This is a genomic window from Sphingobium sp. BS19 (genome assembly GCF_027925545.1).
In the GTDB taxonomy this organism is placed as follows: Bacteria; Pseudomonadota; Alphaproteobacteria; order Sphingomonadales; family Sphingomonadaceae; genus Sphingobium.
The window spans coordinates 79026-101851 of sequence record NZ_BSEF01000005.1 but is presented as its reverse complement, the minus strand read 5'-3'; the positions used below and the strand labels follow the sequence as shown (position 1 = coordinate 101851).

Annotated in this window: 25 protein-coding genes and 1 tRNA gene; 14 read left to right on the top strand and 12 right to left on the bottom strand. The window is 60.1% G+C overall.

Annotation, left to right across the window (positions count from 1 at the left end):
* Positions 1 to 5 precede the first annotated feature (5 nt).
* From QMG56_RS06595 to rplS, 5 genes are read left to right on the top strand one after another with little or no spacing between them, the layout of a single operon-like run.
* A complete protein-coding gene (locus QMG56_RS06595) occupies positions 6 to 281 on the top strand; it encodes an AbrB/MazE/SpoVT family DNA-binding domain-containing protein (RefSeq protein ID WP_281821790.1) in 276 nt (91 codons plus the stop codon).
* Positions 274 to 654, top strand: a complete 381-nt coding sequence (locus QMG56_RS06590; RefSeq protein WP_281821788.1) for a type II toxin-antitoxin system VapC family toxin — start codon at positions 274 to 276, stop codon at positions 652 to 654. Before QMG56_RS06595 ends, QMG56_RS06590 begins: the two co-directional genes overlap by 8 nt.
* On the top strand, positions 651 to 941 hold the full coding sequence (locus QMG56_RS06585; RefSeq protein WP_281821787.1) for a hypothetical protein: 291 nt from the start codon (positions 651 to 653) through the stop codon (positions 939 to 941). The genes QMG56_RS06590 and QMG56_RS06585 overlap by 4 nt, the downstream gene beginning before the upstream one ends.
* Positions 938 to 1684: a tRNA (guanosine(37)-N1)-methyltransferase TrmD gene (gene trmD / locus QMG56_RS06580; RefSeq protein ID WP_281821785.1), complete on the top strand. Its 747-nt coding sequence runs from the start codon at positions 938 to 940 to the stop codon at positions 1682 to 1684. Before QMG56_RS06585 ends, trmD begins: the two co-directional genes overlap by 4 nt.
* Positions 1681 to 2049 (top strand): 50S ribosomal protein L19, encoded by a 369-nt coding sequence (gene rplS, locus QMG56_RS06575; RefSeq protein ID WP_230188718.1) that lies wholly within the window; start codon positions 1681 to 1683, stop codon positions 2047 to 2049. The genes trmD and rplS overlap by 4 nt, the downstream gene beginning before the upstream one ends.
* A gap of 328 nt (positions 2050 to 2377) precedes the next feature.
* On the opposite strand, the gene QMG56_RS06570 is transcribed toward rplS, so the two are convergent.
* From QMG56_RS06570 to QMG56_RS06555, 4 genes are all read right to left on the bottom strand, one after another.
* Positions 2378 to 2872, bottom strand: coding sequence for a nucleoside deaminase (locus tag QMG56_RS06570; protein ID WP_281821783.1), 495 nt, complete (start codon positions 2870 to 2872; stop codon positions 2378 to 2380).
* A 695-nt stretch (positions 2873 to 3567) separates the two neighbouring features.
* Positions 3568 to 4377: a hypothetical protein gene (locus tag QMG56_RS06565; RefSeq protein ID WP_281821782.1), complete on the bottom strand. Its 810-nt coding sequence runs from the start codon at positions 4375 to 4377 to the stop codon at positions 3568 to 3570.
* 196 nt (positions 4378 to 4573) lie between these two features.
* Complete coding sequence (locus QMG56_RS06560) at positions 4574 to 5404, bottom strand: CoA ester lyase (protein ID WP_281821780.1); 831 nt, start codon at positions 5402 to 5404, stop codon at positions 4574 to 4576.
* Positions 5401 to 5856, bottom strand: a complete 456-nt coding sequence (locus QMG56_RS06555) for a MaoC family dehydratase (protein ID WP_281821779.1) — start codon at positions 5854 to 5856, stop codon at positions 5401 to 5403. The genes QMG56_RS06560 and QMG56_RS06555 overlap by 4 nt, the downstream gene beginning before the upstream one ends.
* Positions 5857 to 6000: 144 nt before the next feature.
* Here QMG56_RS06555 and QMG56_RS06550 point away from each other — a divergent pair, with 144 nt between their 5' ends.
* Positions 6001 to 7005 (top strand): aldo/keto reductase, encoded by a 1005-nt coding sequence (locus QMG56_RS06550; RefSeq protein WP_281821778.1) that lies wholly within the window; start codon positions 6001 to 6003, stop codon positions 7003 to 7005.
* On the opposite strand, the gene QMG56_RS06545 is transcribed toward QMG56_RS06550, so the two are convergent.
* Complete coding sequence (locus QMG56_RS06545; RefSeq protein ID WP_230188723.1) at positions 7002 to 7472, bottom strand: Lrp/AsnC family transcriptional regulator; 471 nt, start codon at positions 7470 to 7472, stop codon at positions 7002 to 7004. The genes QMG56_RS06550 and QMG56_RS06545 overlap by 4 nt on opposite strands.
* Positions 7473 to 7621: 149 nt before the next feature.
* Here QMG56_RS06545 and QMG56_RS06540 point away from each other — a divergent pair, with 149 nt between their 5' ends.
* From QMG56_RS06540 to QMG56_RS06530, 3 genes are all read left to right on the top strand, one after another.
* A complete protein-coding gene (locus tag QMG56_RS06540; protein WP_281821776.1) occupies positions 7622 to 9367 on the top strand; it encodes a HAMP domain-containing sensor histidine kinase in 1746 nt (581 codons plus the stop codon).
* A gap of 38 nt (positions 9368 to 9405) precedes the next feature.
* On the top strand, positions 9406 to 10473 hold the full coding sequence (locus QMG56_RS06535) for a polysaccharide deacetylase family protein (RefSeq protein WP_281821775.1): 1068 nt from the start codon (positions 9406 to 9408) through the stop codon (positions 10471 to 10473).
* A gap of 27 nt (positions 10474 to 10500) precedes the next feature.
* A tRNA-Ile gene (locus QMG56_RS06530) sits at positions 10501 to 10576 on the top strand.
* A 279-nt stretch (positions 10577 to 10855) separates the two neighbouring features.
* Here QMG56_RS06530 and QMG56_RS06525 read toward each other — a convergent pair.
* The 3 genes from QMG56_RS06525 to QMG56_RS06515 all read right to left on the bottom strand — a co-directional run bounded on the left by QMG56_RS06525 (position 10856) and on the right by QMG56_RS06515 (position 12131).
* Positions 10856 to 11245 carry a nuclear transport factor 2 family protein gene (locus tag QMG56_RS06525; protein WP_230188726.1) on the bottom strand — a complete coding sequence of 130 codons (390 nt, stop codon included), beginning with the start codon at positions 11243 to 11245 and terminating at the stop codon, positions 10856 to 10858.
* 40 nt (positions 11246 to 11285) lie between these two features.
* Positions 11286 to 11486 carry a hypothetical protein gene (locus QMG56_RS06520; protein ID WP_281821774.1) on the bottom strand — a complete coding sequence of 67 codons (201 nt, stop codon included), beginning with the start codon at positions 11484 to 11486 and terminating at the stop codon, positions 11286 to 11288.
* Between the two features lie 105 nt (positions 11487 to 11591).
* Positions 11592 to 12131, bottom strand: coding sequence for a GNAT family N-acetyltransferase (locus QMG56_RS06515; RefSeq protein WP_230188728.1), 540 nt, complete (start codon positions 12129 to 12131; stop codon positions 11592 to 11594).
* 270 nt (positions 12132 to 12401) lie between these two features.
* Between QMG56_RS06515 and QMG56_RS06510 the strand changes: the two genes are divergently transcribed.
* The 5 genes from QMG56_RS06510 to QMG56_RS06490 all read left to right on the top strand — a co-directional run bounded on the left by QMG56_RS06510 (position 12402) and on the right by QMG56_RS06490 (position 17176).
* Entirely contained in the window at positions 12402 to 13280 is an 879-nt protein-coding gene (locus QMG56_RS06510) for an alpha/beta fold hydrolase (protein ID WP_281821773.1), read from the top strand.
* Between the two features lie 275 nt (positions 13281 to 13555).
* The gene (locus QMG56_RS06505; RefSeq protein WP_230188730.1) at positions 13556 to 13954 is read left to right on the top strand and encodes a GtrA family protein; all 399 of its coding nucleotides are present in this window, start codon (positions 13556 to 13558) and stop codon (positions 13952 to 13954) included.
* 65 nt (positions 13955 to 14019) lie between these two features.
* Entirely contained in the window at positions 14020 to 15009 is a 990-nt protein-coding gene (locus QMG56_RS06500) for a glycosyltransferase (protein WP_230188731.1), read from the top strand.
* Positions 15006 to 15644, top strand: a complete 639-nt coding sequence (locus QMG56_RS06495; protein ID WP_281821772.1) for a class I SAM-dependent methyltransferase — start codon at positions 15006 to 15008, stop codon at positions 15642 to 15644. The genes QMG56_RS06500 and QMG56_RS06495 overlap by 4 nt, the downstream gene beginning before the upstream one ends.
* Positions 15641 to 17176, top strand: a complete 1536-nt coding sequence (locus tag QMG56_RS06490; protein ID WP_281821771.1) for a glycosyltransferase family 39 protein — start codon at positions 15641 to 15643, stop codon at positions 17174 to 17176. The genes QMG56_RS06495 and QMG56_RS06490 overlap by 4 nt, the downstream gene beginning before the upstream one ends.
* Before the next feature lie 45 nt (positions 17177 to 17221).
* On the opposite strand, the gene QMG56_RS06485 is transcribed toward QMG56_RS06490, so the two are convergent.
* The 4 genes from QMG56_RS06485 to kdpA are packed head-to-tail and all read right to left on the bottom strand — an operon-like array spanning position 17222 to position 22817.
* Positions 17222 to 17920, bottom strand: a complete 699-nt coding sequence (locus QMG56_RS06485; RefSeq protein ID WP_230188734.1) for a response regulator transcription factor — start codon at positions 17918 to 17920, stop codon at positions 17222 to 17224.
* Positions 17913 to 20561: a sensor histidine kinase KdpD gene (locus QMG56_RS06480; RefSeq protein ID WP_281821768.1), complete on the bottom strand. Its 2649-nt coding sequence runs from the start codon at positions 20559 to 20561 to the stop codon at positions 17913 to 17915. Before QMG56_RS06480 ends, QMG56_RS06485 begins: the two co-directional genes overlap by 8 nt.
* Before the next feature lie 12 nt (positions 20562 to 20573).
* Complete coding sequence (gene kdpC, locus QMG56_RS06475; protein WP_281821767.1) at positions 20574 to 21128, bottom strand: potassium-transporting ATPase subunit KdpC; 555 nt, start codon at positions 21126 to 21128, stop codon at positions 20574 to 20576.
* A gap of 30 nt (positions 21129 to 21158) precedes the next feature.
* Complete coding sequence (gene kdpA / locus QMG56_RS06470; protein WP_281821766.1) at positions 21159 to 22817, bottom strand: potassium-transporting ATPase subunit KdpA; 1659 nt, start codon at positions 22815 to 22817, stop codon at positions 21159 to 21161.
* Positions 22818 to 22826: the final 9 nt, after the last annotated feature.

Sequence of the window (22826 nt, the reverse complement as noted above, 5' to 3'; positions counted from 1 at the left end):
TCGCGATGGGCGAAGAGTATAAGGCGAAAGTTTTCAAATCGGGCAACAGCCTGGCTTTGCGTCTGCCCAAAGGGTTGGGTTTGACCGAAGGCGCGGAAATGCGTTTGCGCGAGGAACAGGGCAAGTTCATCTTCGAGTTGGCGGATGCTCCGCGCCGGAAGATAGATATCAGCAAGTTCGCGGGTAAGGCGCCCTGGCTCAAGCCATTGACTCCTGAGGATCGGATATTCGAAGAACGGGAACTGGACTGGGAAGGCAAATTGCTGAATCGCGATGCCTGAATCTGCCTTTTTGCTCGACAGCAACATTTGCATCTATCTTCTGAATGATGCTTCGCCCAAATTGGCTGCGCGGGTTAGTGATCAACCGGCCGGCTCCCTGTTTATCTCGTCGATTACGCTTGCTGAAATTGCGGTGGGTTATGGCGATGATGTTTTCGATGCGCCCGATCTGAAGGCAATGATCGCGCAAATTCCCGTCCGTGACTTTGATGAAGCAGCGGCGCGTTTATATGGCGCGCTTCCTTTCCGACGATCCCGCTTCGATCGCCTCATTGCGGCACATGCTTTGAGCCTCGATATGAGTCTGGTCACCAACAACGAAGACGATTTCGCGGATATCCCCGGCCTTCGTACAGAGAATTGGACGTTATGAGCAGCTTCGGTCAGATCATGCCTTATCTCTATATGGCGATATTCGTCGTTATCGGGTGGCGGTTATATGTCATTCGGTGGGACTGGCGCTTGAAGGCTGCTTCGGGTGCGGCGATGGTGATTGCGCCGCCGCTGTTGTTCCTGTTGCCTGCGTTGCGCAATCCGCAGGGCAACTTCGCCGGGTGGCTGCTGGCGATGGGCATCGGGATGCTGGTGATGGGTGCGCTGTGCATGGGCGGCGGCGTGCTGGCCGGATGGCTGCGGGCGCGTCCGCGTAAATCGTCGTGACATTCGCCGCGCAGATATTGACGCTGTATCCGGAGATGTTCCCCGGACCGCTCGGCACGTCGCTGGCGGGCAGGGCGCTGGGCGAAGGCACGTGGTCGTGCGACCCGATCCAGATCCGCGACTTCGCGACCGACAAGCACAAGTCCGTGGACGATACCCCGGCGGGCGGCGGGGCGGGCATGGTGATGCGCGCGGACGTGCTGGCGCGGGCCGTGGACGATGCGATGGCGCGACAACCGGACGCGCCCGTGCTGGCCATGACGCCGCGCGGAGAGCCACTGACGCAGGCGCTGGTGCGGGAGATCGCGGGCGGCCCCGGCGTCACGATCCTGTGCGGCCGCTTCGAGGGAATGGACGAGCGCCTGTTCGAGGCGCGGCCCATCCGCGAAGTGTCGATCGGGGACTATATTCTGTCCGGTGGAGAGACGGCGGCGATCGTGCTGCTGGACGCTTGCATCCGCTTGCTTCCCGGTGTAATGGGCGCGGCTTCCAGTGGGGATGAGGAGAGCTTCGAAAGCGGCCTCCTTGAATATCCGCACTATACCCGACCCAATGATTGGGAAGGGCGCACGATCCCGCAAGTGTTGCGATCGGGGGATCATGCGAAGATCGCGGCATGGCGCCAAGCCATGGCCGAGGATCATACACGGTTAAGGCGGCCGGACCTTTGGGAACGTCACAGTGACGTTCGGGACCAGTCGCCCTCTGGCGCGCAACGACAGACGAAGGAAAAGAGGGCATGAACCTCCTGCAGCAGATCGAGGCCGAAAGCATTGCGGCTCTTGGCAAAGACATTCCGGATTTCCGCCCCGGTGACACCCTGCGCGTTGGCGTGAAGGTTGTCGAAGGCGAACGTAGCCGTGTCCAGAACTATGAAGGCGTGTGCATCGCGCGTTCGAACAAGGGCATGGGCAGCAATTTCACCGTGCGCAAGATGAGCTTTGGCGAAGGCGTGGAACGCGTCTTCCCGCTTTATTCGCCGAACATCGATTCGATCACCGTGGTCCGCAAGGGCGTGGTGCGTCGTGCGAAGCTGTATTACCTGCGCGGCCGCACCGGCAAGCGCGCACGTATCGCCGAACGTCGCGACACCCGCAACGACGGCTAAGGCTTTCGCCTTATGCGATAGGGAAGGGCGCCGGGGGAAACTCCGGCGCCCTCTTTCGTGGGTGTGGGATGGGGGTTTTGGCGGAGGATTACGCGGAAAGCCTCAAAGGTCTCACTACGTCACCACCCATTGGGGCTGTTCCGGGGTGGGTGAGGGGTGAAGCCTCCCGGCCGCTCGACACGCGTGTTTTCCGTGTTCCTGCGAAGGCAGGAACCCAGTAATCTCTCCATGCGCTGAGGTTGCATTCTTACTGGGTTCCTGCCTTCGCAGGAACACGGCGGGGAACGGTGAGACCATTCGCTTGACTCGTAATTATCGCCATTCCCGCTCACACATTGCCCTGCATCTCTATCGGCACATCATCGTCAGGCCCGAAGTACAGCGCGGCGCAGTCTTCCCTGAGGCAGCCGCCGTCGAGTTCCAGATCGTCGCGCCAGGCGTCCTGAATGAAGTCCATCGTGTCGAGATGGTGATCCTCAAAATACATGCGGTGGACGTCATCGCGGCCCGCGCCATAGACGATGCGGCCTACCTTGGCCCAGATCGACGCCATGGTGCACATGCCGCACGGCTGGAGCGTGGAATAGAGCGTGGCACCGCGCAGATCCATGTCGCCATGCACTTTGCCCGCGCCCCGGAAGGCCATCATCTCCGCATGGGCCGTCGCGTCGCAGAGTTCCTCCGTCTGATTGACGGCGCGGGCGAGAACCCGTCCGTCCAGCACGATGATGGCGGCAATCGGCGTATCCTCCGGCGCGCTGCCTTTGCCGGTCGCCAGGTCGATGGCCTGCCGCATCCACGCTCTGTCCGCATCGCTTATCATGTCATTCGCCGCCCATCCTTGCCTGATCGCTATAGACGATCCTGACCCGCGAGCGTTCCCTCTGGCGGAGGCGGGGTTTGGGCGGAGAATTGCGCGGAAAGCCTCAAAAGCCTCACTACGTCACTACCCATTGGGCTGTTCCGGGGTGGGTGGGGAATGGAATGTGCTGACGCCCGACACGCGCGCTTTCGTGTTCCTGCGCAGGCAGGAACCCAGTAATCTCTCCATGCGCTGAGGTTGCACTTTTACTGGGTTCCTGCCTTCGCAGGAACACGGTGGATTGTGGGGGTAGGTAAAATGCCGTGTCGGTGATACGCGCCCATAAAGTCATCGCATTTCTCCCTCGCCGCATAAGCTCAGGCCAGCCACAGGCTCCCCGCCTGATAGACGTAAATGTTGTGGCAGCATCAGGGCGCTGCGGTCCCGGTTGTGCGCCACGAATGTCGCCAGAATGCACATAGTGAAGTCAAATTGCCGCCTGGCTGTCTCGCCTTATGCGTCATGAGCGCACGGGGGAGAGGGGATACGCGGAACAAGGACTTCGTGCAGGGCAACGGGCTAAGCACGGGCGGGGGTTTAGCGGAGGGTGGTGCGTGTAGGACAGGGGAATGTTGTCTGCACTTGCAAATTAAAGTTCCTAATGATCCGTCACTGTAGGTGTTCCGTTTGCCCGTTGCGATTGCTGCAGGTGCCAATCATGCGATAGCGCGAAACACCAAAAGGGGGGTCATCCCATAAGCGTCCGCAGGTCGCCCGTAGGTAGTGCGTAGCCCATGGCCTAGTGCGATCGCTTCTTGCAGGAAAATTTGGCCTTCGAAACGGCCAGATAGTGCTTCAAGCGTTTCGCTGGAATGAAGACCTGTGTGAGCATCTAAGATGCCTACGACGTTCCAATTACCGTCGATTAAATTTCCATATTTCATATTAAGTTCTGCGGGAGGCATAATTAAACCATCTGGTCGCAAGGTGGCCCACAGACGGGGTGCATCAGATCGAAACAGATGCATCTGAACTTGAGGTTCCATGCTCGCCATTGCGTCGAGTTCCACCTGTGCGGTCTCGCGATTGAACGTCTCCTTCGCTTCTTTCGCATTATCATTGGCTTTTCTCATTGCGATTTTCTGAAGATTTGGGCTTTTGTATAAAGTTTGTAGAGTGTCTGTATTCAAAAGACAGAGTGTACCAGTCGCCAAAACTAAGTTTCCGAGATCTGCCTCAGATATATCGCGTTTTAACAGTTCTTTTGCCTGATCGAGAAACAGAAGAGGTACAAGCCATCGGGCGTTGAACCGCCTATTTAAAGCCGTACTTCCGGATTCTGATGAACCGACTTTGACAATTTTGATATCAATAGCTCGATTAGCGCCGGTTCCTTCTGCACTCTCTCTTACGATTTCAGTCAACACACCATCGGAACTAAACTGTGATAAAAGTAGACCAATTCGATCATGATCCACATATAAAAAGTCATAAACGGAAGCGGTTTCGATAAGGTCTTCCTCCATCTTTGATTTCCCCTTTTATTTGCTTAATTCTATCTTCAGCTTCATATTGATGCCTTATAATTTCGTCGGTTGTCGGCACGTCGATGCTCTTATCGGCCAAACGAAACCCTAGCAATTTTCGAAATATCTTGAACACAAAGCCTCTATACGCTTCCCCTTCAATTATTGCCAATGTGCGGTTCTATCGACACTTCCCTCAAACCCCCGCCAATACCGCCATCGCCTGCTTCAAATGCGGCGCGTCGATCATCTTGCCGTCCAGTTGCAGCGCGCCTGCGCCGGGATTGGCTTCGAAGGCGGCGACTATGGCGCGGGCGTGGGCCAGGTCGGCTTCGCTGGGGGTGAAGGCGGTGTTGATAATGGGGACTTGGGCGGGGTGGATGGCCATCATGCCGGTGAAGCCGTCGCGGCGGCCGCGGGCGGCGTAGGCGGCGAGGGCGTCGAGATCCTTTATGTTGGGGAACACCGTCTCTATGGCGGCGACCCCGGCGGCATGGGCGCCGAACAAGGTGAGGCTGCGCACCATGCGATAGGGATCGGTATAGCTGCCGTCGGCTTCGCGGGAGGTGGCGGCACCGATGGCGGCGGGCAGATCCTCCGCGCCCCATGTCAGCCCCGCCAGATGCGCAGACACGTCGCGATAGGTGCCCAGCGTGAAGACGGCGGCGGCAGTCTCTGTGGCGATGGGGAGGATGGGGACGGCCTTGTCGCCCATCAGGGTCAGTAGATGCCGGACGCTGTCTGCGCCCTCCGCCTTGGGCAGCATGATGCCGTCCGGGCGGGCGCTTAGGATGGCGTCGAGGTCTGCCTGCGCCATGCCGCTGTCGAGGGGGTCGATGCGGACGAAGGTGGTGATCGTGCGCGGGGCGGAGAGCCAACTGGCGATGGCGTCGCGGGCGGCGATCTTGTTCGCGGCGGAGACCGAGTCCTCCAGATCGAGGATCAGGGCGTCGGCACCGCTGGCCGCTGCCTTGGCGAAGCGTTCCGGGCGGTCGCCGGGGACGAAGAGAAGCGCGCGGAGCCTCATGCGGTGGGTGCTTTCTTCAGCAGCGCCATGCGCAGGCATTGGCAGACGATCTCGTCCCGCTGGTTGCGGAGGCGGTGGGTGAAGGTGACGATGCCTGCGTCCGGGCGGGAGCGGCTTTCCTTTACCTCGGTGACTTCGGTTTCGGCGCGGAGGGTATCGCCGAGGAAGACGGGCTTTGGGTGGACCAGCTTGTCATAGCCCAGATTGGCGACGAGCGTGCCGAGCGTGGTGTCGCCCACCGACAGGCCGACCATCAGCGCGAAGGTGAAGGTGCCGTTGACGAGGATCTGCCCGAACTCCGACGCGCGGGCGGCCTCTGCATCGAGGTGCAGCGGCTGCGGATTGTGCGTCATGGTGGAGAAGAGGAGATTGTCCGTCTCCGTCACCGTGCGGCGGATTTCGTGGGTGAGGGTGTCGCCCACCTGCCATTGATCGAAATAGCGTCCGGCCATGTTCATCCTTGCTCCATGCTTTGTGCCGCAGGGTTAGCGGATGCAGCGGGCGAAGGCCATATCGGTTCGGATCGGCGAAAAGGGCTTGAACGCGGCAGGGCAGGGCGTATCTGGCCGGGGAAGCACGCGGACATAAGGACTGGCATGACACTCCCCACCCGGACGATTGGACCCTTCACCGTTTCGGCCGTCGGCCTTGGCTGCATGAATTTGAGCCATGCCTATGGCGTGCCGCCGTCTGAGGAGGACGGTGTGCGGCTGCTCAATCATGCGCTGGACGCGGGCGTGACGTTGCTCGACACCGCTGCGCTGTATGGCGGGGGGAATAATGAGCGACTGCTCGGCAAGGCAGTGATGCATCGCCGCGCGGAATTCACGCTGTCGAGCAAATGCGTGCTCGATCTGTACGATGGCAAGCGTGGGCTGGACGGGCGACCCGAGGCTATCGCGAAGACGCTGGATCAGGCGCTGGCGCGGCTGGGGACAGAGCATATCGATCTGTATTACATGCATCGGCTGGATAAGGACGTGCCGGTCGAGGAGTCGGTCGGTGCGCTGGTGCGAGCGAAGGAAGCGGGGAAGATCGGGGCGATTGGCCTGTCCGAAATGTCGGCAGCGACGATCCGGCGGGCGCATGGCGTGCATCCGATAGCCGCGGTGCAGGCGGAATATTCGCCCTGCGTCCGCAATCCCGAAATCGCAGTGCTGGAGACGTGCCGGGAACTGGGCATCGGCTTCGTGGCATTCTCTCCGGTGGCGCGCGGGATGCTGGCGGGGGCGATTACGTCGGACGATTATGTGGAGGGGGATATACGGTTGGGGATGCCGCGCTTTGTCGCGCCCAATCTGGCGCATAATCTGACGCTGGTGGCGCAGTACAATGCGGTGGCGCAAGAGGCCGGGGTTACGCCCGCGCAATTGGCGATGGGATGGGTGCTGTCCCGCGCGCCGCATATCGTGCCTATCCCCGGCACACGCAGCATCGCGCATCTGGACGAGAATCTGGCAACCGCGACGATGACCTTCGCGCCCGAAACGCTGGCGGCGGTCGATGCGATCTTTACGCCGGGGGCGGTGGCAGGGACGCGCTATGCCCCCGCGATGCAGGCGCAGATCGACACCGAGCTGCTGCCGGAGGAAGTGGATTAACGGAGCGGCACGCCCGGCGCGTTCTTCGACGTGCGGATGGTGAGCGAGGTCTTGACGCTCACCACATTGGGCGCGGGCGTCAGCTTCGATGTCAGGAATTGCTGGAACGACTGGAGATCGCGCGAGACGACCTTCAGGATGAAGTCGATCTCTCCGTTCAGCATATGGCATTCGCGCACTTCGGGGAGCGCGGCGACGTGATCCTCGAACGCTTTCAGGTCCGCTTCGGCCTGACTCTTCAGGCTGACCATCGCGAACACCGTGATGGTGTAGCCCAGGGTCGCAGGATCGACGACGGCGTGATAGGATTTGATAGCGCCATCATCTTCGAGGGCGCGGACGCGGCGCAGGCATGGCGGGGCGGTCAGCCCGACCTTGCGCGCCAGTTCGACATTGGTCATACGGCCATCATCCTGCAACTCCGCAAGAATCTGCATGTCGATGTCGTCGATGTTCACGCCAGCCATGTGCTGCTAATTTCCTTTCCGGTTCGTGCGTCATATAATAATTATATTTCAGCGCAATGCAATTGTACCACTATGCGACGACAGCAAATGAATGGCCGCCGCCCCCTTTTCCTTTCGGTGTCGGAGCATTAATCCTTTGCGCTCATAGTATGACGCGGCCTGAGCCGACGGGGAGCAATGTGCGTTTCAACGATCTGATGCAGACGGTGCTGGCCGCCGACGGGCAAGGCAGCGGAGCCGTGACGCTATGGCGGCAATGCGTCGATTTGCTGGCGCAGCGGGACCGCGCCGACCGCAGTGGGCTGAACATCGAGGAACGCGATACCTTGGTCGCGCGCATGGAGCAGTTGCGCAGTGCAGTGAGCGAGACCCAGCGAATCGCTTCGGTGGTCGAGCTGGGGACCAGACTGTCTTCGCCGACTTTGATCCGTTTCTTTGCGCAGGATCGCCCCTCCATCTGTGCCGCCGCGATGGCGCGGGCGCGATTGCCCGATGCGCTGTGGCCCGAATTACTGCCGCATCTGGGGCCGACGGCGCGCGGCGTGCTGCGTGGACGGCGCGACGTCGGTCCGGTGACGCGGCGGGCGCTCGACAGCTTCGGCAAGAGCGATCTGGTGATCGGCGACGACAATCACGCGATGCTGCTGACGCCGGAGATGGTGGAGGAAGCGCCCGTTGCGTCGGTCGAAACGTCGCTTAGCGCATTGTATCGGACCGAGCCGGATCTTGCGGAAACGGCAGAGGACAAGAGCCAGATTCGCCGCCTGGTCGACCGGATCGAGCAATTCACGAGCAGCCACAAGCCCAAGCCCGTCGAGGATGTCGCGTCGGCCAGCGATCCCGTGCGCGCCTTCGCGTTTGAGACAGATGCGCAAGGCACGGTCATCTGGGTGGACAAGGGGCCACGCGCAGCACTGATCGGGCTGGGCATCGGCGCGCCTGCGCTAAGCGGTGGCAGCGGGCCGGACGCGCATGTGTCGGGCGCGTTCGCCAAGCGTGGCGGGTTCCAGAACGGGCGCTTTACTATCGTCGGCGGCGACATGGACGGGGAATGGCGCTTGTCCGCCATTCCGTTTTTCGATCCTCAGTCGGGGCGGTTTCAGGGCTATCGCGGGCAGGCGCGGCGACCGCATCTGCACGAAGTATCGGCGCTGTCTTCACATGGGGATGCGATGTCGCCGTTGGCCGGGCTTTCGGGGGATTCGGTGCGGCAACTGGTGCATGAACTGCGCACGCCGCTTAATGCGATTTTGGGTTTTGCCGAGATCATCGAGCAGCAGTTGTTCGGCCCCGCGCCGGTGGAATATCGGGATATGGCGGGGCAGATCGTTGCGGATGCAAGGCATTTGCTGACCGCGTTCGACGATCTCGATCTGGCGGCGCGAGTCGCGCGCGATGACATTGGCGGCACCCCCGAGCCGGTGGATACCGCGCTGCTCATTGCCAAGATCGCAACGCACTATGGCGCGGGCGAGGAAGGGCGGCGGATCGACATCGCCGTGGCGCGCAACGTGCCGCCTGTGCGAGTCGATGCAGTGCAGGGCGAACGCATGATCCAGCACCTGCTGCGGATGCTGCTGTCCGTGGCGCGCCCGGACGAAGCAGTCACGGGAGCATGCTGGTTCCGGCCCGCAGCGGATGGCGGACAGATCATATTGGCGATGGACCGTCCTTCGGCACTCGCCGGCATGGACGAAGCCACGTTGCTGGACCCCGGTTTCGCCGCCGAGGATCAGAATTGGCCCGATGCGCCTTTGCTAGGGCTGGGCTTCTCGCTTCGGCTGATCCGTAGCCTCGCTATGAGCAGCGGTGGTGCGTTGGAAGTCGAAGCGGATCGCTTTCGGCTTACCTTGCCAGCGGCGGGCAAGGCGGACCGCGAGACAGGCGCGACCTGACAACGCTCTGGCAACCATTTGCCCCTAAAATGCGGGACATGACCGATCCCTCCAGTCTCCATTCGCCCCATGACGGCGGCCTGCTGCGCGCGCCGTCGACCGAGGATCGCATTGCCCTCGATCAGGCGTTCGGCACGCGGTTCATGCTGTTTGTGGATACGGAAGAAGAGTTTGACTGGGATGCGCCGTTCAGCCGCACGGGGCATGGCGTCACGGCGCTGGCGGGGATGGCGCGGGGGCAGGCCTTTTTCGCGCAGGCGGGGGTGAAGCCTTGCTACGTTACCGATTATCCGGTGATCGATGATCCGGCGGCTGCGGCAATGATGGCGCAATGGCTGGCCGATGGTGCAGCGGACATTGGCGCGCATCTGCATCCGTGGGTCAATCCGCCGCATGTCGAGGAAGTTAATGCGGCCAACAGCTATGTCGGATTCCTGCCCGAAGCGGTGGAGAAGGCGAAGCTGGAAGCGCTGTGCGCGCGTTTCGAAATGGCGTTCGGCATGCGGCCAACCGTCTATCGGGCGGGGCGCTATGGGGTCGGTCCCAATAGTGCGCGGCTGCTGGAAGAGGCAGGGTTTCGGCTCGACAGTTCGGTGCGCAGCCATTTCGATTATTCGGGGCAGCATGGTCCCAACTTTCATGGGCTGCCGGTTGAGCCTTACTGGGCGGGGCCGACGCGCGCGCTGGTCGAACTTCCGCTCTCGACCGCCTTTGTCGGGCGGCTGCGCGGGGTAGGGGGGCAGTTGTTTCGCGCGACGGAAGGGCTGGGCCGGATCGCCGGTGGGCTTTCGCGCGCAGGATTGCTTTCGCGCATACCGCTGACGCCCGAAGGGATCGGCATTGGCGCTACGATAGCCGCCATCGACGCGCTGATCGAGGACGGGGCGCGCGTGCTCAATTTCAGCTTTCATTCGCCGACGCTGGAAGCGGGACACACGCCTTATGTGCGCAGTGCGGATGATCTGGAGATGTTTTACCGCTGGTGGGGCGCGGTGTTCGACCATCTGGCCAAGCGGGGTATCGCGGCGGCGTCTATCGACGAATTTCTGGCCGCTGTGCCGCCGCGGACGCATCAAATGCGGCAATCTGCTTGCCAAGCGGCCTGACCCTCGGCTATCGGCCAAACGCAGTGTGGGCCTGTAGCTCAACGGTTAGAGCTGGCCGCTCATAACGGCTAGGTTGCGGGTTCGATTCCTGCCGGGCCCACCACTGCTTCAGTTCATAGAGCTCTTGAGCATGGCACCGACCCCCTGAAAGGCAGCGGGACCAGCCGGATAAAAGGGAAATTCAAGGACCACCTCGGGATCGCAGATTGCACGCAATCCGGCAAAGTCGCGCTGTCGCTGAAGGATGACACCGATCGCAGCGATATGCGCGCAATTATCAGCGCGTCATACTCGTTAGCAAAGCGGCGCCTGTCGTGCAGATGTTCAGCCGTGCATACTTCATCGTCACCTTTTCTCTTGAACGGACGATTTCCCCCACAGGTTAGGCAAGAGTGAGGAATATCTCGGCCTCGATCACCCAGTCCGCGCCCGAGCGACGCCACTTGGCTGTGTAGATACCACTTGCAAACGGGAGGCCTGTCGCTGCGGAAACACCCTCCCAATGACCATGTTCAATCGCCACGGGAGCGACTGCCGAGGCATGGATACTGTCGGGCGTTCGTGTGTAGATAGTACGCTCGGCTGCCGTAAATTCCTTCTTCCATGCCACAATCTGGGCCTTGCGACCGTTCAGGATGGCACTGTCGGTCCCCGCAACGAGAATGGCGGTAGGCGCGAGAATGGCCCCTATCGCGCCCAGATCCGCTTTGGCCAGCGCATGGTTGAAAGCGGCACGGCGCAACCGGATGGCCAGGTCTGGGGAGTTGGTCACTATGATAGCTTTCAGAAAAAGGCTCGCACCGCGTTGACCATCAGTCCTTGGGCGATACCCATATTTCTACCGTAGCAGAGAATTTGCCCGGCGCAGGCTTGCCAATGTTCATTCGCTCAGCAGTGACAAGTTCGCCGCTGGCCAGATTGAAACTGGCCCAAGGCTTGGGCATCCGTCCGAACGTCACTTTCTGAAGTGGTTGACCGGTCTTCGTGTTCATTATTGTCGCGGTAATGCTCATCGCGCGGCGATAACGAACAGCATGAACGAATGAAAGGGTTTAGATGGCGCATGCAGAGACGTGAACGGCTGCCCGGTTCGCGAATTTGACCAGCTTATCGGCGCGTCAGAGCGCCTTTCCCATCTGCAGCAGGGGCACTTGCACGCCATCAACCTGTGCGAATTGCAGGGTCGCCTTGGGCGTGTATCCGCAACTCTCATATAGTGGCACACCGGCAGCGGTCGCCATCAGCTCGACCTGACGGTAGCCTGCTGTGCGAGCAGCCTCTTCGCACAGTTTGATGATGCGTCCGCCGATCCCCCGTCGCGTGAAGTCGGGATCTGTGTACATGGCGCGTATCTTCGCTGCGCCAATCGCCGGATCGACGATTGATGGCTCGCGCGTAACGATGCTTTCATCGCCCCCATAGAGAGTCTCCCGGAAGCTCCAGCCACCACACCCGGCGACGCGATCGCCACATTCTACCAGGAAATATGTGCCATCGCGCAAGAGCTGGCTATCGAGCCCCATCACCTCGTGACTGGCAGCCACTTGCTCGGGTGTAAGGAATTCGGACTGAAGCTGGGCAATCGATCGGTTCATAACTTGACGCAACGTTTCCAAGTCGCCCAACCTGGCTACGCGGTCGATAAATTGATCGGTCATCAGTTCATCTATGCGCGGACATACCGAAAAACAAAACCTATTGCTCTCCGCAACATTGGGTGGACGCTATCGGACGGCATGCAATGGACCAGGAATGACCCAGATTCTGGCGGCCTGGACCGGTCCTCAGTTCTCACCCAGATCGGCCGACTCCACCGTTTCTGCCCTAAGAGCGGATTGCAAGGGCTCAACAACATTGCGGACGCGCGTCCGAATAGGTCATCGTACAACCGTCTGGCGCGCCATGGCCAGTTTGTCTAAGCAGCACTTATGAGCGACTTCTTATCCAGTCCGGCCTCCCATACCTATATATCGCAGAGACTGCGTCTCCACTATGTCGATTGGGGCAATCCCGACGCTCCACCACTCTTGTTGCTGCATGGCGGTCGCGACCATTGCCGCAACTGGGATTGGATAGCGCAGGAGATGTGCAAGAAATGGCACATTATTGCGCCTGACCTGCGCGGCCATGGCGACAGCGCGCATTCACCCGATGGTCGCTACACAATGGATGCCTATGTGTATGATTTGGCGCAACTCATTCATCAACAGGGATTGGCGCCGCTTAATATCGTAGCCCACTCGCTAGGCGGCAACATCGCCCTGCGCTACACTGGCCTGTATCCAGAAAATGTGCGGCGTTTGGTGGCGATAGAAGGACTTGGCGACGCTCCGACCGTTTATACCGAGCGGATGAAAACCCCGATATATGAACAATTGCGTGGCTGGATTGCCGAACAGCGCGCGCTCAGCAGTCGTCAATCGCGTCGCTATGATAGCATTGAAGACGCGCTGCATCGCATGATGCAGGAAAACCCGCACCTTACGCCCGCCCGCGCCAGACATCTTACGGTCCATGGCATGAGCCAGAATGAAGACGGCACATATAGCTGGAAGTTCGACAATTATTTGCGCGTTCAGTCCCCGATTGATCTGTCGCAGGCAGACAAGCACGCTCTGTGGCAGCGCATCACCTGCCCGACCTTGCTGGTATACGGGGCGCAAAGCTGGGCGTCGAACCCGGTAGAAGACGGCCGCGCGCAGCACTTCCAGAATGCCCGGCTATCTCTTTATGACAACGCCGGGCACTGGGTTCATCATGATCGTCATGATGAATTTCTTGAGGAAATAGAAGGTTTCCTGTCCTAGGTCTGTCCGCTTTTCATGCTTTTCCTGCCGATGGGGCCCAGCGCCACAGCGGCCCTTCATCGAGTGTCGCTGAAAGCGACATTTCGTCAAATTCCTGAGATTTGTCTTTGTTTTGAAAAGTAGACACTTTTGGCAGCTCGCCAGTCGAGTATGTAATGCGAAAATGTTCGATACGAACGGCACAGCCTCCATCGGCTTGTATTACTGTCTAATCGGCAGGCGAGAGACTGTAATCCATCAGACTATTTTAACGCCATCCCGTTACCGAGCAACCTATGGTGCTCTCCGTTGTTCTGGCCGCCTTCGTACGCTTCGCCGCAAATGGAGCCGGCATCGCCCTTGTCGCGATCGGGACATATTGCGCAGGGGTCGCATGGCTTGATCTCTCGCCACTGACGGCCAATCTGCTCGCCTATGTGACTCAGCTCGCCGTGGGCTATCAGGTCCACCGGCTCTTCAGCTTCGCCAACGCACCCATGACTCGCTCCAGCGTAGCCCGGTACACTGCGCTCTCCATAGGTGCGTTCCTGCTTAACACCCTTTGGATTTGGCTCCTTACGGTCGCCGTTCATCTTCCGGCGTGGACGCCCATCCTCCCGATGATTGCGCTGACCCCGGTGATGACCTTCCTCGCCGCCCGCCATTGGGTGTTCGGCGGCGACGGCCCGCCTTGAGCCTTCGTTAACCAAAAGCGCTTAACGCGAAAAGAAGAGCAGCACGCCGCTGCCGGGGGTCCGCGATGAAGGAAGGCACAACCAGGCACACACCGTTCCTCCTTTACGGCATACTGCTGTTCTGCCTTGGCATCGCCATCTACCTCGTCGGGGTGCTGTTGGTGATCCCACGCTATCTGCTCGACCTCCATGCCCTGCTTGATCCGGTTTCGCTCTGGCTCGTCTGGTATAGCGGCATGCCCATCATGCTCGGGCTCGCTTTGGCCCTGTTCGACCTGCTTTATCTATTCGGCCACAAGAAGCCGGACCGTCCTGTGCGTTTCGTGCCAGTCAAGCGCCGCCGTGTCACCGTGACGCTCACCGCCTATAATGACGAGGACAGCATCGGTGGTGCCGTCCGCGATTTCCTCGACCACCCGCTGGTCGAGCGTGTCATCGTCGTCTCAAATAACAGCGCCGACCGCACGATGGAGCGGGCGGAAGCTGCTGGCGCCATTGTCTTCAACGAGCTTGCGCCCGGTTACGGACGTTGCGTCTTTCGGTGTCTGTCAGAGGCCGTGGAATTCGCCGACACCGAGTTTGTCGTCCTGTGCGAAGGCGACAGCACTTTTCGCGCCTATGACATCGAAAAGCTGCTGGCTTATGCCCCTCATGCCGACATCGTGAATGGCACCCGCACGGTCGAACCGCTGCGCCAATATCTGACCCAGCTTTCGACCTTCATGTATTACGGTAACATCTTCGTCGGCAAGCTGCTGGAGGCCAAGCATCTGGGCCGCGGCACGATCACCGACGTCGGCACCACCTACAAGCTGTGCCGCCGCGATGCGCTTGTCCCTCTGCTGCAGGAACTAAAGCCGACGGTAAACCTCGAATTCAATGCGCATTTTCTCGACACCGCCTTGGCCCATGATCTGGTCCTGCTGGAATGCCCCATTACCTTCCATCCGCGCATAGGCGTCAGCAAGGGCGGCAACGTCAATAATTGGCGCGGCCTGGTGGTCGGGCTGCGCATGATCGCTGGCCTGCTGGACGACTGGAAGCGTTACGCATGAGTGCCGGCTATCATGCTACTCGCCTTGCCGAAGATGCCCGCCGCAGCACGGTCTGGCGCACCCTGTGGCAGCATCATTTCCGCCACCGAATCGCACCATCCGACTGCGTGTTGGACTTGGGTGCTGGCTATGGTGATTTTATCAACAACGTGACGGCCGCCCGCCGCATCGCCGTCGATCTGTGGCCTGACATGACCCAGCATCTCGATCCTGGGGTGGAGGCCCTCGTCGGTTCTGCAGACGCATTGGACAGCATAGCTGATGGAACGGTTGACTATGCGTTCTCGTCGAATCTTTTCGAACATCTGACCCAGGAAAGCGTCGCAAAGGTTCTCGTTTCGCTCAATCGCGTCCTTTCGGATCGCGGCCAACTTACCCTGCTCCAGCCTAATTACCGTTATGCCTATCGCGAATATTGGGACGACTACACTCACGTCACCGCTTGGTCGCACGAGAGCCTTCCAGATTTTCTCCAAGCCCATGGATGGGAAGTAACGGACGTCCGCCCCCGCTTCCTGCCGCTTAGCGTCAAGTCCCGTCTCCCCACTTGGCCTATTCTGATCGCAGCCTATCTGAAGGCCCCGGTGAAACCCCTGGGCAAACAGATGTTGATCACTGCTCGACCAATCCGGTGACCGTCATGCCCGACAGTGCGCTTCATACCGACAAACGCTCAATGCTCTTCCGTCTGGGGCTCGCAGCACTCATCGCCGTCCTGCTCTGGCACATCGTGGAGTTCATCGGCTATGCCCGGGCAGTCCTGTTCTATCCCTATCAGATCGATTTTGGCGAAGGCATCGTGTGGCAGCAGATGCGCGACATGCTCGCCGGCTCCGCTTATGCGCCCCTCCGCGTCTATCCCGCGGTCGTCTACCATTACCCACCGGTCTATCACCTGACGAGCGCCGCGGTGTCAGCCGCCCTAGGTATCGACCAACTTGTGGCTGGTCGTATCGTATCACTATTCTCCACCATCGCCACCGCGATCTTCGCAGGACTGATGACGATGCGCATCGTTCCTGACGATCGGCGCATCGGGATGGTGGGCGCGATCATCGCGGGTCTGCTTTTCCTCAACTGTTATCCGGTAATCGTCTGGGGCCCACTGATGCGGGTCGATATGTTGACTGGTGCACTCGGCCTTGCCGGGATGCTCGTCGCGCTTCAGGCCATCAGCCGCCCTCGGTTGATCCATGTGGCAGCGCTGCTATTTACCCTGTCCATATTCACCAAGCAGATCTCGTTCGCTGCCCCGATCGCAACCTTCGCCATCTTGCTCCTTGTCGTGCCGAAGACGGCCCTGCGAGGGATCGCTTCGGGCCTCACCATGGCGTTCGGCGCGCTTGCTCTGCTGCTCTGGCTGACCGACGGTCGCTTCCTGACCCATATCCTATTCTACAACGTCAACCGCCTAGCGCCTGATATCCTAGTAGACGTGATGTTGCCGCAGTTGCGCCAGTACGCCGCGCTGATCCTGATCGCCACCATAGGAGCATTCACTAGCTGGCGCAGCATTCGTCGCAAGGGCTTGCGCACCGAACCGGCGGCGGCGATGCTCCTCTTCTTCATCGGGCTCAAGACGGTGATGTTGCTCGGTATGCTGAAATCGGGCTCCAGCTTCAATTATATGATCGAATGGTTCTCTGGCATTGCCATTCTGGCCGCCATCGGACTGCGTCCTGCGTTTCAGCTCGCCAGCGGCAGGCCGCTTGGTCCGCTGGGCATTGTCAGCGCCGCAATCATGCTCGGTGCCCTTACTATGCAACTGGCAACTACCCAAATGGACCTGCCCACAGTGGAGCAGGCGCACCGCGCCGCGGCCACCCATGCTGCGCTTGTACGAAGGATCGCGGCCTCGCCCCGTCCAGTCATTTCCGATGACATGGCGATGATCATCCGTGCGGGGAAAAAGGTGCAATTCGAATCCGCCATCACCGCCGAACTCGGCGCAGCGGGCCTATACGACCAGCCTGGTTTTGTCCGCCTGATCCGTGCGCGCTGCTTCGGTTTCTTCGTGACGGATGGCAATGCCGGAACGCCGATGTTTGACCGGCGCTACAACCCACCCGTCGCCGCCGCCATGGCCGCCTATTACCCAAAGTTGGAACATAGCGGCAAGTTCGTCATACATCTGCCGGTCGACACTACGTCCACCTGCCCATACTAGACCCGGGCTGCTGACATTTCGCCCAGTTATCTGCGCAGATGTATTTCACTCGGCCATGCGCGCCGATCCAGCGAGGCGGTAGCCGACACCCGGTTCGTTCATTATCAGTTTCGGTCGGGATGGGTCGGCTTCAATTTTCTTGCGCAATGCGCGTATCGCGACACGCAGATAGTCTACGTCCTGACGGTGCGCCGGACCCCAAACCGTTTCCAGCAGCGATGTATGTGTAAGGACTCGTCCGGGCTTTTCGCAAAGCGCCCATAACAGGTCGAACTCGCGCGGTGTTAGGGCAACAGTTGCGCCCTCGATGGTCGTGCTATGCGCTTCGCGGTCGATGGAGCCGCCCTCAAAATCACGCCGCTGTGGGTGCGTGCGGCTGCCTGTCTTGCGTCGAAGGGCCGAACGCACGCGGGCTAACAGTTCCGCACTGTCGAAAGGTTTGGTCACGAAATCATCCGCGCCCAGGTCGAGAGCCGTCACTTTCTCGTCCGTGGCATCGCGGGCCGTCAACACGATGACGGCCAGTCCATATCCAACAAGCTGGGGGATGATTTCCAACCCATCGCGATCAGGCAAGCCAAGATCCAGAAGGGCCACCAGCGGTGCGGGCTGCACGGCTGCCAAGCGTAGTGCGTCGGATGCATTGCCCGCTTCGACATAGGTCATTGCGCTTCGTGCAAGTGCGGCGACCAGCAATCGCCTGATGGCCGGTTCATCTTCGACGATCAGGACATCTTTATGCATCCGCAGCCCTTCCTTCCGCTTCGTCCTTGCGGAACACAGGCAATATGACCTCGAAAACCGCGCCTTGGCCAGCCCGGTTTCCGGCCGTGATCGTCCCACCGACGGCTTCGGTGAAATTCTTGGCGATCCATAATCCCAGGCCGGAGCCACCGACCCGATCGCTCCCTTCAAGGCGATGGAAGCGATCGAACAGCGAGTCCGTATTGGTCGGCAAACCTGGCCCTTCATCTGACACGCGGCACACGACCTCCTGTCCGCGGCAGAGCAATTCGACTCCGACCTTCGCCGTCGCGGGGGAGAATTTAAGCGCGTTGTCGATAAGATTGATCAACACATGGCGCAGCAGCAAGGCGTCGCTGGAGACGAACGGACAATCGCTGTCGATGCGGGTGGTAACGCGCGCATCGGCATGGTCCTGACGAAGCGCATGCAACACGTCCGCGATAATGTCAGTAAGGTCAACGCTTTCCCATCTGGGTTCGATAGTTCCATGGTCGATCCTGGAGGCCTCCAGCAGATCGTTGAGAAAGCGCTGCAGCCTCCGGGATTCGGATCGTGCAATGCTGACCTCTTCGGCAAATGCGCCCTCCACGGGAATAGCTTCCGCCGCGGCGATCACTGCCGTAAGCGGCGTGCGCAAATCATGCGCGATGCTGCTAAGCAAGGCCCCGCGAAGGCGGTCGCGCTCGCGCAACGTGTCCACCTGTCGCGCCTGACCTTCCAATACAATGCGCTCATGCGCAAGCGCAGTCTGATCGACTAGCGATGCAAGCATGATAGCGTCGTCAGGCCGGATAATGCGCTCTTGCGAGGGGCGCGCGAGTCCCAAAGCGCCCATGGTGCCGAGCGACGTCCTGAGCGGGTGGAATTGCCAGTCGGAGGCGTTCAACGTGCCGGTATCGCGCCCGGTGGGCACACCCCGATCCAGCGCCCAGCGGACTGCAGCTTCGCCGACTATGTCAAGCGCCCGATAGGCGTCATTGCCGCGAACGACAATATCGCCATCTTCAATGGTGACGATGATCGCCTCCACGTCGAGCAAGCTGCCTATTTCGCGACAGGCGACCTGCGCTGTCTCCTCCTTCTGGGACAATCCGCCCATCAAGCCGGCAAAGCGCGCCAGCGAAGCATTGAGGCGTGCGACGCCCGCACTCGTTTCGGCTTGCCTACGGATACGCCCAGCAAGCCAGCCGACGACCGTCGCCACCAGCGCCAGTACCAGGAACGTAATGACATTCTGGGGATCGTCGATGGTGAAGGTATGGAGGGGCGGAATGAAGAAGAAATTATAGCAGAGCGCGGCCCACAGCGCAGACCATAAACCGGCGCGCAACCTGAGGACTGTGGCAGACAAGATGACGGGGACGAGCAGCAGCAAGTCGATTGCGCCAAAGGGAAGCCAAGGCTGGGCCAGGTGCAGCAGGCCGACCATTGCTGCGACAATTGCAAGGGCTATCATATCGTCGCGTGCCAACAATGCCTCACGCGGCTTGTCGGGTTTTTCGTCGGCATCGGGAAGGGGCACGACATGTACCGCAACGCCCTGCGCCTTGCGGATGACTGCTTGAGCAACCGAGCCATGCACCCATTCGAACCAACGCGACCGGCGGCTCTTGCCGATAACGATCTGGCTTGCCCGCAACTGCTTTGCCTGATCGACCAGCGCTTCGCCTACGCGATCCGCTGCCACCGTCATCAACGATGCGCCAAGCGAAGCTGCAAGTGCCAGATTGTCTGCAAGTTGTTCACGCTGCGCACCGATGATCGCGCGTGCCCTGCCGCTTTCTACTACCACGGCGGTCCAAGGCGCGTTGAACATGTCCGCCATCCGTTTGGCATGGCGGATAACCTGCGCCCCGCCCTTGCCGGGGCTGACTGCGACCATCAGACGTTCGCCTGCGACAAAGTCGCTCTCCTTGCCAGTCGTGCGAAGCTGATCGGATAGGCGCCTGTCGACGCTGCTGGCCGCAAAACGCAATGCCAGTTCGCGTAGTGCCGCAAGTTTATTGGGCGTGAAGAAATTGGACAGGGCCCGCCCGGCGGTGTCCGGCATGTATATCTTGCCTGCCGCCAGTCGTTCGATCAGTGCATCGGGTGGTAAGTCGACGACGATCAGTTCGGCATCGTCGAGGATATTGTCGGGCACCGTCTCCCGCACGCGGACATAGGTGAAGCCCGCCACGACATCGTTGAGGCTTTCTATGTGCTGGATATTGATCGTGGTGGCGACATCGATCCCCGCTGCGAGCAATTCCTCGACATCTTGCCAACGCTTGGGATGTCGACGGCCCGGTGCGTTGCTGTGCGCCAGTTCATCGACCAGGATCAGCGCCGGGTGGCGCTCTATCGCGCGATCGATGTCGAACTCATCAAGCATGTGACCTTGATGATCCATGCGATGGCGCGGCAGAACGTCCAGCGGTTCCAGAAGCAAGGCTGTCTCGCTGCGACCATGCGTTTCGGCCACCCCTACGACGACATCTACACCCTCGGCCTGCCGCCGTGCTGCGTCCTGCAACATGCGATAGGTTTTGCCGACGCCCGGCGCAGCACCCAGATAGACAGTTAACCGCCCTCTCTGCTTCTTGCGAGCAAGCCGTAAATAATGTTCGGCATCATTGTCGGGAGTGGGCAGGGTCATTGTTTATCTGCTCTATGGCTTCAGACGATCCAGCGCCAGATTGAGTTGCAGCACGTTCACGATTGGATCGGGCGCAAAGGGGCCCCCCGGCACGACTGCCCTGTCGTCGATGAGCCGCCGAACCGTGGCGGCGGGGATGTTGCGGGAGCGCGCTATCCGTTGGACCTGATAGAGCGCCCCTGCAACTGAGATGTGCGGGTCCAGCCCGCCGCCAGAAGCGGCGACCAGATCGGCCGGAAGGGGATTGGCCGGTGTGGCTCCGTAACGCGCGACGGTTTCGGCTGCACGCTCGGTCAATTTCTCGCTGGTTGGTGAAAGATTGCTGCCCGCCGCGTGCATGCCATCGAACTTGGCTGCGGAAGGCCGTGGCCAGAAATAGCGGGCCGACGTAAAATTCTGCGCAATCAGTTCACTGCCGATCGTGCGTCCGTTGACCGTAATGAGCGATCCATTGGCACGGAACGGGACGAATGTCTGCGCGAACACGAAGACAAGCAAGGAATATCCGATCACGCAGACAAGCAGCGTGACCAGCCATAAGCGCATTGCGGGGATGAGGTAGGTCATTGTTTTTGAACCTTTTGTCAGATGGGTCACTTAGCGCATCAATGTCACATGTTCGGCGATGGGGCCGAGCGCGGCCGCGGGAAAGAAGGTCAGCGCACCGAAGATCAGAATGGTGATCACCAGCATGATGCCAAAGCTTCCCCCTTCCACGCTTAAAGTTCCTGCGCTTTCCGCGCTGCGCGTTTTGGCTATCAGCGATCCGACAATCGCCAGCGGAAGGACGATCGGTAAATAGCGTCCGATCAACATGACCAGGCCGGTGGCAATGTTCCAAGGGACGGTATTGTCTCCCAACCCTTCGAAGCCAGAACCGTTGTTCGCGGCCGCCGAGCTGAATTCATAGAGGATTTCAGAGAAGCCATGCGCCCCGACATTGTTCAGTGTCGCCTGACCCCAGGCGGTCGCAGCGAACAGGGCAGTGCCGCCCAGAGTGAGCAGGGCGTGACTGAACACCGCCAGCACGGCGAGCCGCATTTCCCCGCCCTCGACCTTGTGGCCCAGATATTCGGGCGTTCGGCCGACCATCATCCCGGCAATGAAGACGGCCACGACGACATAAAGGAACATGTTGATCATGCCCACGCCAACCCCGCCAAAAGTGGCGTTGAGCCACATGCCGACCATCGGCATTAGTCCGGTCAGGGGGTTGAGGCTGTCGTGCATGGCGGCAACCGATCCATTGCTGGTGGATGTGGTGAGCACTGCCCAAAGCGGGCCGGTCGTGGCACCGAGGCGCAGTTCCTTGCCCTCCAGGTTGCCGATGGTTTGCATCACCGGAAGATGGACGAAGGCGTGGGTCGGTGCGGCCTCAAAGGCCACTGCTCCACCGATTTTCAACAGCAGAAATGCCAGCATTACAGCGAAGATCACGCCCGCATGCTTCATCCGCCCAATGATCCGACCGAACATCCATACACAGGCCATCGGAACGATGATGATCGCGATCATCGAAAAGCCGTTGGACCAGAAGGTTGGGTTTTCAAACGGATGCGTTGAATTGGGGCCGAAGAAGCCGCCCCCGTTGGTGCCCAGTTGTTTGATCGCGACGAAGGCTGCGACAGACCCGCGCGCAATGGTCTGCCCCACGCCTTCCAGAGTAATCGCGTGGGCCGCGCCCTCAAAGGTCATGGGCACACCGCTCATCGCCAGAACCAGCGCGACGATGATCGCGAGCGGCAGCAGCAGGCAAAAGGTTGCACGTTGAAGGTCGAGGAAGAAATTCCCCATGCTGGCCTGTCCACCGATCCCGCGGGCAACCGCAGCCAGCGCCGCGATGCCTGTGGCAGCCGACACGAACTGCAGCCACATCAGCCCGCCAAGCTGGGCCAGATAGCTCCAGGTGCTTTCGCCGGAATAATGCTGCAAATTGGTGTTGGTGGTGAAGGACGCCGCTGTATTGAACACCAGGTCGAGCGATGCAGCATTCTGGCCATCGGGGTTGAGCGGTAGCCGATGTTGGACCGTCAGCAGCAGGAAGACAAACGCGAACATCAGTGCATTGAAGGTCAGAAGCGCAACAGAATATTGCTTCCAGTCCTGATCGGGCGTGCGTCCTGCAACGCGGATCAACAGGTTATCGGTCCGTGTGAACCGGCCCGAAAAGAGAGCGGCCATGTAGTGACCGAGGGGCCAGGACAGTAGCGCCGCACTGCCTACGATCAAAACTATGGTAAGAATGGCTGTGAACATGATGGTCCT

What these genes read in the sequence shown, in the direction of transcription:
- QMG56_RS06480 (WP_281821768.1), bottom strand. Translation starts at nt 20,561, where the DNA reads ATGACCCTGCCCACTCCCGACAATGATGCCGAACATTATTTACGGCTT.
- QMG56_RS06520 (WP_281821774.1), bottom strand. Translation starts at nt 11,486, where the DNA reads ATGAGCATTACCGCGACAATAATGAACACGAAGACCGGTCAACCACTT.
- QMG56_RS06550 (WP_281821778.1), top strand. Translation starts at nt 6,001, where the DNA reads ATGACACTCCCCACCCGGACGATTGGACCCTTCACCGTTTCGGCCGTC.
- rplS (WP_230188718.1), top strand. Translation starts at nt 1,681, where the DNA reads ATGAACCTCCTGCAGCAGATCGAGGCCGAAAGCATTGCGGCTCTTGGC.
- QMG56_RS06535 (WP_281821775.1), top strand. Translation starts at nt 9,406, where the DNA reads ATGACCGATCCCTCCAGTCTCCATTCGCCCCATGACGGCGGCCTGCTG.
- QMG56_RS06560 (WP_281821780.1), bottom strand. Translation starts at nt 5,404, where the DNA reads ATGAGGCTCCGCGCGCTTCTCTTCGTCCCCGGCGACCGCCCGGAACGC.
- QMG56_RS06485 (WP_230188734.1), bottom strand. Translation starts at nt 17,920, where the DNA reads ATGCATAAAGATGTCCTGATCGTCGAAGATGAACCGGCCATCAGGCGA.
- kdpC (WP_281821767.1), bottom strand. Translation starts at nt 21,128, where the DNA reads ATGACCTACCTCATCCCCGCAATGCGCTTATGGCTGGTCACGCTGCTT.
- kdpA (WP_281821766.1), bottom strand. Translation starts at nt 22,817, where the DNA reads ATGTTCACAGCCATTCTTACCATAGTTTTGATCGTAGGCAGTGCGGCG.
- QMG56_RS06545 (WP_230188723.1), bottom strand. Translation starts at nt 7,472, where the DNA reads ATGGCTGGCGTGAACATCGACGACATCGACATGCAGATTCTTGCGGAG.
- QMG56_RS06570 (WP_281821783.1), bottom strand. Translation starts at nt 2,872, where the DNA reads ATGATAAGCGATGCGGACAGAGCGTGGATGCGGCAGGCCATCGACCTG.
- QMG56_RS06565 (WP_281821782.1), bottom strand. Translation starts at nt 4,377, where the DNA reads ATGGAGGAAGACCTTATCGAAACCGCTTCCGTTTATGACTTTTTATAT.
- QMG56_RS06500 (WP_230188731.1), top strand. Translation starts at nt 14,020, where the DNA reads ATGAAGGAAGGCACAACCAGGCACACACCGTTCCTCCTTTACGGCATA.
- QMG56_RS06555 (WP_281821779.1), bottom strand. Translation starts at nt 5,856, where the DNA reads ATGGCCGGACGCTATTTCGATCAATGGCAGGTGGGCGACACCCTCACC.
- QMG56_RS06595 (WP_281821790.1), top strand. Translation starts at nt 6, where the DNA reads ATGGGCGAAGAGTATAAGGCGAAAGTTTTCAAATCGGGCAACAGCCTG.
- QMG56_RS06510 (WP_281821773.1), top strand. Translation starts at nt 12,402, where the DNA reads ATGAGCGACTTCTTATCCAGTCCGGCCTCCCATACCTATATATCGCAG.
- QMG56_RS06590 (WP_281821788.1), top strand. Translation starts at nt 274, where the DNA reads ATGCCTGAATCTGCCTTTTTGCTCGACAGCAACATTTGCATCTATCTT.
- QMG56_RS06585 (WP_281821787.1), top strand. Translation starts at nt 651, where the DNA reads ATGAGCAGCTTCGGTCAGATCATGCCTTATCTCTATATGGCGATATTC.
- QMG56_RS06505 (WP_230188730.1), top strand. Translation starts at nt 13,556, where the DNA reads ATGGTGCTCTCCGTTGTTCTGGCCGCCTTCGTACGCTTCGCCGCAAAT.
- QMG56_RS06540 (WP_281821776.1), top strand. Translation starts at nt 7,622, where the DNA reads ATGACGCGGCCTGAGCCGACGGGGAGCAATGTGCGTTTCAACGATCTG.
- QMG56_RS06495 (WP_281821772.1), top strand. Translation starts at nt 15,006, where the DNA reads ATGAGTGCCGGCTATCATGCTACTCGCCTTGCCGAAGATGCCCGCCGC.
- QMG56_RS06515 (WP_230188728.1), bottom strand. Translation starts at nt 12,131, where the DNA reads ATGACCGATCAATTTATCGACCGCGTAGCCAGGTTGGGCGACTTGGAA.